An 11,280-nucleotide genomic window follows, 5' to 3' on the forward strand; every position below is an offset into this window, starting at 1 on the left:
CGGGGCCTTCCGGGCGGGGGCGTCGGTCGCGGACGCCTCGGCCGCCGGCGCCTGGGCACCGGTGTCCCCTGCCGGCGCGGCACCGGGCGCCGTCCCCGTGTCCTGCCCGCGGCTGGTGAACCAGTCGAGCAGCACCTGCCTGGTCACCCCGGACTGGGCGCTCTTGATCTCCACGCCGATCCCGGCCATGGCGGTCAGGAATTCCCTGCTGCTCATGCCCACGGCCCTGGCGGCCGCGTGCGCGCGCATCCTCTCGGGAAGCGCGTTGATGTCGTCGATTGTCAGGTTCGGATCCGACACGTGTCTCCTCCGGCCGGACTCCGGGCGCGATCACGTCACCGGATACCGGTGACCCACGCCGCCGCACGGGGTCGGGCGTCTTCTTGTCTGGGCCCCACCTGGGTGGGACGACGTCTTGTGGTCCGCGGCACCGGGACGAACCGGGCCACGGGTGGCGGGCGCCCGTTCCGGGGCGGACTGGTGGTCCACTCGCCAGGATGGGCTTCGACCATTCTCCCACACCCGCCGCCGAAACATCGTCGCCCGGCACCACCGAACGCAAACGCGCCCGCCGGGCCTCGGGGCCGACGGGCGCGCGCAGCTCGGTCACTGCGGGAGGACGGGGATCTACAGACCGGGGAACCAGAGCGCGATCTCACTGGCGGCGGACTCCTCGGAGTCCGAGCCGTGGACGAGGTTGAACTGGGTCTCGAGACCGAAGTCGCCACGGATGGAGCCGGGCGCGGCCTTCTCCACAGGGTCGGTGCCCCCGGCGAGCTGACGCCACGCGGCGATCGCCCGGGGGCCCTCGAGCACGCCGGCGACGACCGGACCGGAGGTGATGAACTCGAGCAGGTCCCCGTAGAACGGACGCTCGGAGTGCTCGGCGTAGTGCTCGGCCGCCGTCTCCCGGGACACCTGACGCATGTCCATGGCGACGATCTTGAGGCCCTTGGCCTCGATACGGGCCAGGATGGTCCCGGTCAGCGCGCGCTCGACACCGTCGGGCTTGATGAGGAAGAAAGTTCTCTCGGTCACGAGGGCGATCCTACAAGCCCGGTGTCCACGCCGACCGTCCGGAGCCGTCAGTCGTGCTGGCTGGGCAGATAGCCGCCGGCCATCCGGCGGGTCAGGTCCCGGCGCAGGTACAGGATGTACGCCCAGACCGCGGCGAACATGAGCCCGCAGACCCCCATCGACCAGTGCACGGCCCAGCCGGCGACGGCCAGACCCGCGAGCGTGAGGTTCAGCGGGATCGCCCAGGGCTTGCGCTGGAGTCCACTGGCCACGAGCATCGCGACTGCGAGGAGGCTGACGAACCACACCTTCCACGGTTGGAAGTGGGCGCCGCCGTCGAGCCGGGCGATGACCGTCAGCACCAGACCGATCACGATCGCCTCGAGCACGAGGGTGCCGGCCATGATGCCCCGCAGCCCCTTCCACGGGTCCACCGAGGGCTCGTGCGCGGCGCCCCGGGGGCCGGGGGTCGGGTCGGTCACTGTGCGTCCTTTCCGAACAGGCTGCGGGCGGCCCCGGCGGTCACCACGGAACCCGTGATGAGCACGCCGACGCCCGAGACGTCGTCGTCCGCGGTCGGATCCGGGACCCCGACCAGGTCGAGGGCCGCGCTGACCGCGTCGGGCAGGGTGTCCACCACGTGGACGCGCTGGGCGGTGAACCGTTCCTCGGCGATGCGTGCGAGGTCGCCCGGGTCCATCGCGCGCGATGAGGCGGCCCGGGTGACGACGACCTCCTCCACCACCGGCTCGAGTGCGGCGAGAAACGCGTCGGCATCTTTGCCGTCGAGCATCGCGACCACGGCGACCAGCCGCTTGAAGTCGAACTCCGAGGTGACAGCCTCGGCGAGTGCGCGTCCGCCGTGTCCGTTGTGGGCGGCGTCCACCAGGACGGTGGGGCTGGAGCTGAGCCGCTCGAGGCGCCCGGGATTGTCGACCGCCGCGAAGCCGGCACGGATGAGTTCCGGGTCCAGGGCCCTGTCCGGGCCCGCGCCGAAGAACGCCTCGACGGCCGCGAGCGCGGTCGCGGCGTTCTCGGCCTGGTGCTCCCCGAACAGCGGGAGGAACACCTCGGGGTACTCGCCCCCGAGGCCTCGCAGGGTGAGTTGCTGGCCACCGACGGCGACCCGTCGCTCGACGACGTCGAACTCCGAACCGAGGCGGGCGACGACCGCGCCCACCTCCACGGCGCGACGCAGCAGGACGTCCATGGCCTCGGGCTCCTGGCGTCCGATCACGGCGATCGGGTCCCGCGGCAGCAGGTCGTCCTCCGGGCCCGGCTGGATGATCCCGGCCTTCTCCCCCGCGATCGTCGCGAGGTCCTCGCCCAGGTAGTCGGTGTGGTCCAGGCCGACGGGGGTGATCACGGCGACGGCGGGCCGGACCACGTTCGTGGCGTCCCACGTCCCGCCCATCCCCGTCTCCACGACCGCCACCTCGACCGGTGCGTCGGCGAACGCGGCGAACGCCATCGCGGTCAGCACCTCGAAGTAGCTCATCCGTGGGCCGCCGGCCTCCTCGGACCGCTGGTCGACGAGCTCGAGATAGGGCTGGAGTTCGCGGTAGGTGTCCACGAAGGTGCGGGCGGTGACCGGCTCCCCGTCGAGCGCGATGCGCTCGGTGACGCTCTGCAGGTGGGGGCTGGAGTTGCGTCCGGTGCGCTGGTGCAGGGCCCGCAGCAGCGCGTCGACCATCCGCGTGACCGATGTCTTGCCGTTGGTGCCCGCCACGTGGACCACGGGGTACGCGTGCTGCGGATCGCCGAGCACGGACATCAGCTCGGCGATCCGGTCCAGGCTCGGCTCGAGGCGGGACTCCGGCCAGCGGGTCGTCAGTTCCTCCTCGACCGCGGCCAGGTCGGCCGCGTCGGCCTGCCATTCGGGGCTGCCGACCTCGGGGACCGGGCGCGGCGGCAGGTGATCGTCGCCGTCGCCGTCCTCGTCACCCGGGATCGGACCACCGAGCGGGACGCCCGAGACGAGGCCGTCCTCGCCGAGCATCTCGGCGACGTCCTCCTCGGTCGGGGTGTCCCACCCCTCGCTCGGGTCGTGCGGTGGGAGCCACTGTCGATCGCTCACGCGGGGTCACTTCCTGCCGGCATCGACTCGAGCCGGGCGGTGATCCGGGAGACCTCGGCCTCGGCGAGGTCGCGGCGACCGCGGATCTTGTCGACGACGTGGTCGGGCGCCTTGCCCAGGAACGCCTCGTTGCCGAGTTTGGCACCGGTGGTCTCGAGTTCCTTGCGGGCGGCGGCGAGATCCTTCTCCAACCTGCGTCGCTCGGCGGCGAGGTCGATCGTCCCGGAGGTGTCGATCTCCACGTCTACCGTCGACAACCCGAGCCGGACCTCGAGCGAGGCCGTGGCGGTGAAGTCCTCGGCGGCCGGGGTCAGCCGGGCGAGCGCGCACACCTGGGCGAGCAGGTCCACCGGCAGGTCGGCGGCGTCCACGCCGGAGATCCGTGCCGGCACCCGCTGACCGGGCTTGAGGCCCTGGTCGGAGCGGAACCGCCGGATCTCGGTGACGAGGGTCTGGGCGTCGGCCACGCGGCGGACCGGCCCCGTGGCGTCATCGGCCGGCGCCACGTCGGTGGGCCAGTCCGCGACCACCACGGACTCCCGTTCGGTCAGTGCGGTCCACAGCGTCTCCGTGACGAACGGGATCACCGGGTGCAGCATCCGCATGAGGACGTCCAACACGTGTCCGAGGACGAGTCTCGTGTTCTCGGCTCGCTCGGAGGCGCGCGCGTCGTCGTCCGAACCGAACTGGACCTTCGCGAGCTCGAGGTACCAGTCGCACACCTCGTCCCAGGCGAAGTGGTACAGGGCCTCGCATGCCTTGGAGAACTCGTAGCGGTCCAACGCGTCGTCGACGCCCACCCGCACCTCCCCGAGCCGGTGCAGGATCCACCGGTCGGCATCGGTGAGCGCGGATGCGGCGGGCAGTTCGCCCACCTTCGCCCCGTTCATCAGCGCGAAGCGGGTGGCGTTGAACAGCTTGGTGGCGAAATTGCGGGACGCCTGGGCGGCGTCGTCCCCGACCGACAGGTCGCCGCCCGGGTTGGCCCCGCGGGCCAGGGTGAAGCGCAGGGCGTCGGCGCCGAAGCGGTCCACCCAGTCGAGCGGGTCGATGCCGTTGCCCTTGGACTTGGACATCTTCTGGCCGTGCTCGTCGCGCACGAGGCCGTGGAGGAAGACGTCGGTGAACGGAACCTTCCCCGGAGCGGCCTTGTCGCCTGTGAGGGTCCGGCCCACGAAGGTGCCGAACATCATCATCCGTGCCACCCAGAAGAAGAGGATGTCGTACCCGGTGACCAGGACGGACGTGGGGTAGAACCGCTCGAGGTCGGCGGTGCGCCCGGGCCAGCCCATGGTGGAGAACGGCCACAGTCCGGACGAGAACCACGTGTCGAGCACGTCGGTGTCCTGCGTGTACCCGGCGGGCGGCTCCTCGCCGGGTCCCACGCAGACCACGTCGCCGTCGGGGCCGTACCAGATCGGGATGCGGTGACCCCACCACAGCTGACGGGAGATGCACCAGTCGTGCATGTCGTCGACCCAGTCGAACCAGCGCGGTTCCTGGCTCGTCGGGTGGATCACCGTGTCACCGTCGCGCACGGCGTCCCCGGCCATCCTCGCCAGCTCCTCGACCCGCACCCACCACTGGAGCGACAGCCGCGGCTCGATCGGCTCTCCGGACCGTTCGGAGTGGCCCACCGAGTGCAGATACGGACGCACCTCCTTGACGATGCGCCCCTGCTCGGCGAGGTCCTCCCGGACGGCCTTGCGGGCGTCGAAACGGTCCATGCCGTCGTAGCGGGTCCCGGTCCCGGTGATGTGGCCGGTGGCGTCCATGATCGTGGGCATCTCGAGGCCGTGACGCTGGCCGATCGCGAAGTCGTTGGGGTCGTGCGCGGGCGTGACCTTCACCGCGCCGGTCCCGAACTCGGGATCGACGTAGTCGTCCGCGACCACGCGCATGGTCCACCCCTCACGGAACGGGTGCGGAATCTCGGTGCCCACCAGGTGCGCGTAGCGCTCGTCGGAGGGATGGACGGCGATCGCGGTGTCACCGAGCATCGTCTCGAGCCGGGTCGTGGCCACGACCAGGTGCGGCTCGGAGTCGTCCATCGAGCCGTAGCGGAAGCTCACCAGCTCGCCCTCGACGTCCGCGTACTTGACCTCGATGTCCGAGATCGCGGTCTGCAGGGTGGGCGACCAGTTGACCAGTCGCTCGGCGCGGTAGATCAGACCGCTGTCGTAGAGCTCCTTGAAGATGGTCTGCACCGAGCGCGACAGTCCGTCGTCGAGGGTGAACCGCTCACGCGACCAGTCGACACCGTCGCCGAGGCGACGCATCTGCTCCCCGATGGTCCCACCGGACTCGCGCTTCCATTCCCAGACCTTCTCGATGAACGCCTCGCGGCCGATCTCGTGGCGGTCGATCCCCTCGTCGCGGAGCTTGCGGTCCACGAGGGTCTGCGTGGCGATCCCGGCATGGTCCATGCCGGGCAGCCACAGGACCTCGAAGCCCTGCATGCGCTTGCGCCGCGTGAGCACGTCCATGAGGGTGTGGTCGAGCGCGTGGCCCATGTGCAGGCTGCCCGTGACGTTGGGCGGCGGCAACACCACCGAGTAGGCGGGCTTGTCGCTGGACGGGTCGGCCTCGAAGTAGCCGGCCTCCACCCAGCGCTGGTACAGCCCGCCTTCCACCTCACCTGGGTTCCAGGAGGCGGGCAGGGCGTCCGCGCGGTCGGTGTTCGGGGAGGCAGAAGCTGGAGTCGTCACCCGACCATCCTAGGCCGTGGACGCCGGGGCCCGGCACACGCCGTCAGCCCCGGTGCACCCGAGGTCAGTCGGCCAGTCCCAGTCCGTGAACGGCGTCACGCTCCGAGACCAGTTCCGCCACCGACGCGTCGATGCGGGCTCGTTGGAAGTCCCCGATCGCCAGTCCTTCGACGACCTCCCACTCCGCGCCGCGGCTGCGGCAGGGCAACCCCGTCACCACACCCGGCACGGTCCCGTACTGCCCCTCCGACGGCAGTGCGACCGTGGTCCAGCTCTCCCCACTGGTGCCGTGCACCCAGTCGCGCATCTGGTCGACCGCCGCGCCGGCGGCCGAGGCGGCCGACGACGATCCGCGCACCGAGATGATCTCGGCTCCCCGGTTCGCGACCCGCGGGATGAACGTGTCGGCCAACCACTCCTCGTCGAGCCCGGAAGTGACCGGCTCGCCCCGTCGCGTCAGGTACGACACGTCGGGGAACTGGGTGGCCGAGTGGTTGCCCCAGACCACCACCCCGTCCAGGTCGGCGACCGGCGCTCCCAGCCGGGTGGCGAGCTGGCTGAGCGCGCGGTTGTGGTCGAGCCGCATCAGGGCGGTGAAGCGACCGGCGGGGACGTCGGGCGCGTGTCGGTGGGCGATGTAGGCGTTGGTGTTGGCGGGGTTGCCCACCACCACCACCCGCACGTCGTCAGCGGCGTGGGCGTTGATGGCGCGGCCCTGTTCCCGGAAGATCGCCCCGTTGGCGGTGAGCAGGTCGGCGCGCTCCATCCCCTTGCCGCGCGGCCTGGCGCCCACCAGGAATGCCGCGTTGGCGCCGTCGAACGCGGTGTCCACGTCGTCGGTGATCTCGATCGACTCGACCAGCGGGAGCGCGCAGTCCTCGATCTCCATCGCGACGCCCTCCGCCGCGACCACGGCCGACGGGATGTCGAGCAGCCGCAGGCGGACCGGGGTCCCGGGCCCGAACACCAGCCCGGAGGCGAGACGGAACAGCAACGAGTAGGCGATCTTTCCGGCGGCGCCGGTGACGGTCACGGTGGCCGGGGTGGCGGTGACCGGGGTGGAGGTGCTCATGTGGGGCGGACCTTCCGGAGACGACGACGGGGTTTGTTCCCACAGTAGTGAGAAACCGACCCCGCCTCCCGCCTCCGCGGGCGGTGTACACCTGACGTCCACCCGAGCGTCGACTCAGGCGTGGATCTCGGCGCCCGTCTTCCGGCGGACCTCGTCGATCGTCACGCCCGGCGCCAGTTCGACGAGCCGGAAGCCCTCCGGCTCGATGTCGAGGACGCACAGGTCGGTGACGACCCGCTGGACGCAGCCCTTGCCCGTGTACGGGAGCGTGTTCTCCTGCATGAGCTTGAGGTCGCCCTTGCGGGTGACGTGGTCCATCATCACGATCACGCAGTCGGCGCCGTGGACGAGGTCCATCGCACCGCCCATGCCCTTGACCATGGCGCCGGGGACCATCCAGTTGGACAGGTCGCCGGACTGCGAGACCTGCATAGCGCCGAGGACGGCGACGTCGACGTGACCGCCGCGGATCATGGCGAAGGACTCCGACGACGAGAAGAACGCCGCCCCCGCCTCGGCGGTGATGGTCTCCTTGCCTGCGTTGATCATCTCGGGGTCGAGCTCGTCGTCCGTCGGGTACGGCCCGACGCCGAGGATGCCGTTCTCCGAGTGGAGGGTCACCTGCACACTCTCGGGAAGACAACCGGGGATGAGGGTGGGCATACCGATACCGAGGTTGACGTACTGGCCGTCGGTGAAATCCGCGGCGATGCGGGCCGCCATCTGCTCGTGGGTCCAGCTCATGGCTCAGGCCTCCCTGGTGGTGCGGATCTCGACGCCGGTCTCCTGGCGGCCGACCTCGACGATCCGTTGGACGAAGATGCCGGGGATGTGGACGTTGGCCGGGTCGATCCCGCCCGGCTCGACGACCTCCTCGGCCTGCACGATCGTGATCCGACCGGCCATGGCCACGTCCGGGTTGAAGTTGCGGGCCGTCCCACGGAACTGCAGGTTGCCCATGGTGTCGGCCCTGTGAGCGTGGACCAGAGCGAAGTCGGTGACGATCCCGCGCTCGAGGACGTACTGTTCGCCGTCGAAGACCCGGACCTCCTTGGGCTCGGACGCCTTGGCGACGCCCCCCTCGCCGTCATAACGCAGCGGCAGGCCCCCGTCGGCGACCATCGTGCCGACGCCGGCCGGGGTGTAGAAGGCGGGGATGCCGGCGCCTCCGGCCCGCATGCGCTCGGCGAGCGTGCCCTGCGGCGTGAGCTCCACCTCGAGCTCGCCGGAGAGGTACTGGCGGGCGAACTCCTTGTTGGCGCCGACATACGAGGCCGTGGTCCGGGTGATCCGGTGCGATTCCAGAAGCTTGCCCAGGCCGAAACCGTCGGTGCCGCAGTTGTTGCTCACCGTGCTCAGGTCGGTGGCGCCCTGCTCGAGGAGCGCGTCGATGAGGACGGCGGGGATGCCGACCAGACCGAACCCGCCCACGGCCAGGGAGGCGCCGTCCGGGATGTCCGCGACCGCGTCCGCGGCCGACGAGAAGATCTTGTTGGTCATGTCACGAACCCTATCCGGTGTTCGCATCTTGTACAAGTGTTCGCCCTTCGCACGATGTGCGGGTATCGTGGGTCACGTACCGACGTGGAGCGCCTGCGCCCGAGCGCACCACACACCACGCAACGCACCGCCCGCGACCAGACGCACGAGAGGACCGACACCATGCCCGCCACCCTGTCCCACGAGGTCAGCGGACCCCGGTCCGCCGACACCCCCGTCCTCGTCCTCCTCGGATCACTCGGGTCCGACCGTTCGATGTGGGACGCGCAGGTCCGGGACCTGTCCCGCGACCACACCGTGGTCGCGGTGGACCACCGGGGCCACGGCACGTCCGAGGTCGTCCCCGGGCCGTGCACGATCGCCGACCTGGCCGCCGACGTTCTGGCCCTGCTCGACTCGCTCGACGTGGACCGGTTCCACGTGGCCGGACTCTCGCTCGGTGGCGCGGTGGCCCAGTGGCTCGCCGTCCACGAACCCACCCGCGTTCTCTCCACCGCCCTCCTGTGCACCGCCGCGAGATTCGGTGAACCGTCCGGCTGGGCCGATCGCGCCGCCGCGGTCCGCGAGGGCGGGACGGCCGCGGTCGCCGATGCCGTCGTCGCACGGTGGATCACCGCCGCGCGGGCCGAGGCCGAGCCCGAGCTGGTCGCCGGGCTCCGCGAGATGGTCCTGGGCACCCCGGCCGAGGGATACGCCTCCTGCTGCGACGCGCTGGCCGGCTGGGACAACCGCGCCGAGCTGGGTCGGATCTCCTGCCCCACCCTCGTGCTCGCGGGGGAAGAAGACCCCTCCACTCCCCCGGAGGTACTGCGCGAGATCGCCGACGGGGTGCCCGGAGCGGACTTCGTCGTCGTCTCCCCGGCGGCCCACGTGCCCACCGTCGAGATCCCTGACCGCATCACCGACGCGCTCCGCCGACACCTCGACGCCGCACGGAACACGGGCGCGGCGTGACCCGCCCCGACGTGGTGTCGACCCCGACCGGGTCCGTGGACGACGGCGGGGACCGCCCGGCCTCCCCCGACTTCGTCCAGTCGCTCGCGCGCGGCCTGGCGGTCATCCGGGCATTCGACGCCCGCCAGCCACGCCAGACCCTCAGTGATGTCGCGCGCAACACCGGACTGACCCGGGCGACCGCCCGCCGCTTCCTCCACACCCTCGTCGAACTGGGCTACGTGGACACGGCCGACTCTGTCTTCTGGCTCACCCCCCGTGTCCTGGACCTCGGGTACAGCTACCTGTCGGCGCTCCCGCTGACCGATCTCGCCCAACCGCACCTGGAGAAGCTCAGCTCGCGACTCGGCGAATCCTCGTCCGTGGCGGTGCTCGACGGCCCCGACATCGTCTACGTGGGGCGCGTCCAGGTGCGTCGCATCATGACCATCGGCATCACCATCGGAACCCGGTTCCCCGCCTACGCCACGTCGATGGGGCGGGTCCTGCTCGCCTCGCTCCCCGCCGAGGACCTCGACGCCTACCTCGACGCGACGGACCTGCGGGCGCTCACCCCCCACGGCCTCGCCGACGAGGCCGCGCTCCGCGCGGAGCTGTCGCGGGTGGCAGAGCGCGGGTGGTGCGTCGTCGACCAGGAACTCGAGCCCGGCCTGCGCTCGGTGGCCGCCCCGGTCCACGACCGCCACGGCGCGGTCAGCGCCGCCCTCAACGTCTCCACCCACGCCGCCCGCTACTCCCCCGACCAGCTCACAGGCGAGGTCATCCCCGAACTGCTGGCCACCGCCCGCGCACTGTCGGCCGACCTCGCCATCGTCAACCGCTGAACCCGAACGAAGGAACCCCATGCGTGACGTCGTCATCTGCCAACCCCTGCGCACCCCCGTGGGACGCTTCGGCGGGGTGTTCCGCCACCTGGACGCGAACACCCTGGCCACCGGCCTGCTCACCGCACTCGTCGAGCGCACCGGCCTGACCGGAGCCGACGTCGACGACGTGGTGCTGGGACAGGGCTCCCCGAACGGCGAGGGACCCGCCATCGGCCGCATCGCCGCACTCGACTCCCCCCTGGGGATCGACGTGCCGGGCATGCAACTCGACCGGCGTTGCGGCTCCGGACTCCAGGCGATCATCACCGGCGCACTCCAGGTCGCCTCCGGCGGCATGGACCTCGTGGTCGCCGGCGGCGTCGAGTCGATGAGCCAGGTGGAGTTCTACGCCTCCCCGAGCCCCCGCTGGGGCATCCGCGGCGACGGGATCTCACTGGTCGACCGTCTCGGCCGGGCCCGCACCACCGTCGGCGGACGCTCACACATCATCGACGGCGGGATGATCGAGACCGCCGAGAACCTCCGTCGTGAGTACGGCATCAGCCGGGACGAGCAGGACCGGTTGGCCGTGCAGTCCCACCAGCGGGCCGTAGCGGCGCAGGAGTCCGGGGCGTTCGCCGAGGAGATCGTCCCGGTGACCGTTCCGCAGCGCAAGGGTGACGACCTCGTCGTCGACACCGACGAGCATCCCCGTGCCGACAGTTCCGTCGAGGCGCTGGCGCGCCTGCGGCCCATCATGGGCCGCACCGACCCGGAGGCCACCGTGACCGCCGGGAACGCCTCCGGCCAGAACGACGGTGCCGCGATGTGCGTCGTCACCACCGCGGACAGGGCCGCCGCCCTCGGACTGACCCCCCTGGTCCGCCTCGCCTCGTGGGCCGTCGCGGGTGTGGCACCGGAGACGATGGGCATCGGGCCGGTCCCCGCCACCGCCAAGGCGCTCGACCGACTCGGCCTCACGCTCGCCGACATGGATGTCATCGAGCTCAACGAGGCGTTCGCCGCGCAGGCCCTGTCCGTGATGCGCGAGTGGGACATCGACCCCACCTCCGAGCACCTCAACCCGCACGGCTCCGGCATCTCCCTGGGCCACCCCGTCGGCGCCACCGGGGCGCGCATGCTGGC

General features: G+C 71.2%; 11 protein-coding genes. 3 read left to right on the forward strand and 8 right to left on the reverse strand.

Going from position 1 to position 11,280, the window contains the following annotated elements; all coding sequences use genetic code 11:
* From G6023_RS02005 to G6023_RS02040, 8 genes are all read right to left on the reverse strand, one after another.
* Positions 1-300, reverse strand: a 300-nt coding sequence (locus G6023_RS02005) for a hypothetical protein (protein ID WP_182633950.1), incomplete at its 3' end; no start/stop codon positions are given.
* Between the two features lie 327 nt (positions 301-627).
* Positions 628-1,038, reverse strand: a complete 411-nt coding sequence (gene ndk / locus G6023_RS02010) for a nucleoside-diphosphate kinase (RefSeq protein ID WP_067719736.1) — start codon at positions 1,036-1,038, stop codon at positions 628-630.
* A gap of 47 nt (positions 1,039-1,085) precedes the next feature.
* Entirely contained in the window at positions 1,086-1,499 is a 414-nt protein-coding gene (locus G6023_RS02015) for a DUF4233 domain-containing protein (protein WP_067719739.1), read from the reverse strand.
* The gene (folC, locus tag G6023_RS02020; protein WP_172812194.1) at positions 1,496-3,094 is read right to left on the reverse strand and encodes a bifunctional tetrahydrofolate synthase/dihydrofolate synthase; all 1,599 of its coding nucleotides are present in this window, start codon (positions 3,092-3,094) and stop codon (positions 1,496-1,498) included. Before folC ends, G6023_RS02015 begins: the two co-directional genes overlap by 4 nt.
* Positions 3,091-5,802: a valine--tRNA ligase gene (locus G6023_RS02025; RefSeq protein WP_182633945.1), complete on the reverse strand. Its 2,712-nt coding sequence runs from the start codon at positions 5,800-5,802 to the stop codon at positions 3,091-3,093. Before G6023_RS02025 ends, folC begins: the two co-directional genes overlap by 4 nt.
* Positions 5,803-5,866: 64 nt before the next feature.
* Entirely contained in the window at positions 5,867-6,874 is a 1,008-nt protein-coding gene (locus tag G6023_RS02030) for a malate dehydrogenase (RefSeq protein WP_067719743.1), read from the reverse strand.
* Positions 6,875-6,988: 114 nt separating this feature from the next.
* Complete coding sequence (locus G6023_RS02035) at positions 6,989-7,618, reverse strand: 3-oxoacid CoA-transferase subunit B (RefSeq protein WP_182633946.1); 630 nt, start codon at positions 7,616-7,618, stop codon at positions 6,989-6,991.
* A gap of 3 nt (positions 7,619-7,621) precedes the next feature.
* Entirely contained in the window at positions 7,622-8,374 is a 753-nt protein-coding gene (locus tag G6023_RS02040; protein ID WP_120286322.1) for a CoA transferase subunit A, read from the reverse strand.
* Between the two features lie 162 nt (positions 8,375-8,536).
* Here G6023_RS02040 and pcaD point away from each other — a divergent pair, with 162 nt between their 5' ends.
* The 3 genes from pcaD to G6023_RS02055 form a co-directional block, all read left to right on the forward strand.
* Positions 8,537-9,328: a 3-oxoadipate enol-lactonase gene (gene pcaD / locus G6023_RS02045; protein WP_182633947.1), complete on the forward strand. Its 792-nt coding sequence runs from the start codon at positions 8,537-8,539 to the stop codon at positions 9,326-9,328.
* 35 nt (positions 9,329-9,363) lie between these two features.
* Positions 9,364-10,152: an IclR family transcriptional regulator domain-containing protein gene (locus G6023_RS02050; RefSeq protein ID WP_182633949.1), complete on the forward strand. Its 789-nt coding sequence runs from the start codon at positions 9,364-9,366 to the stop codon at positions 10,150-10,152.
* A 19-nt stretch (positions 10,153-10,171) separates the two neighbouring features.
* Positions 10,172-11,280 (forward strand): acetyl-CoA C-acetyltransferase (locus G6023_RS02055; RefSeq protein ID WP_182633948.1); only part of this gene is annotated, 1,109 nt, incomplete at its 3' end.

The sequence above is a fragment of the Dietzia sp. DQ11-71 genome (genome assembly GCF_014144995.1).
GTDB classification, from domain to species: domain Bacteria; phylum Actinomycetota; class Actinomycetes; order Mycobacteriales; family Mycobacteriaceae; genus Dietzia; species Dietzia kunjamensis.

What these genes read in the sequence shown, in the direction of transcription:
- G6023_RS02030 (WP_067719743.1), bottom strand. Translation starts at nt 6,874, where the DNA reads ATGAGCACCTCCACCCCGGTCACCGCCACCCCGGCCACCGTGACCGTC.
- G6023_RS02035 (WP_182633946.1), bottom strand. Translation starts at nt 7,618, where the DNA reads ATGAGCTGGACCCACGAGCAGATGGCGGCCCGCATCGCCGCGGATTTC.
- G6023_RS02040 (WP_120286322.1), bottom strand. Translation starts at nt 8,374, where the DNA reads ATGACCAACAAGATCTTCTCGTCGGCCGCGGACGCGGTCGCGGACATC.
- pcaD (WP_182633947.1), top strand. Translation starts at nt 8,537, where the DNA reads ATGCCCGCCACCCTGTCCCACGAGGTCAGCGGACCCCGGTCCGCCGAC.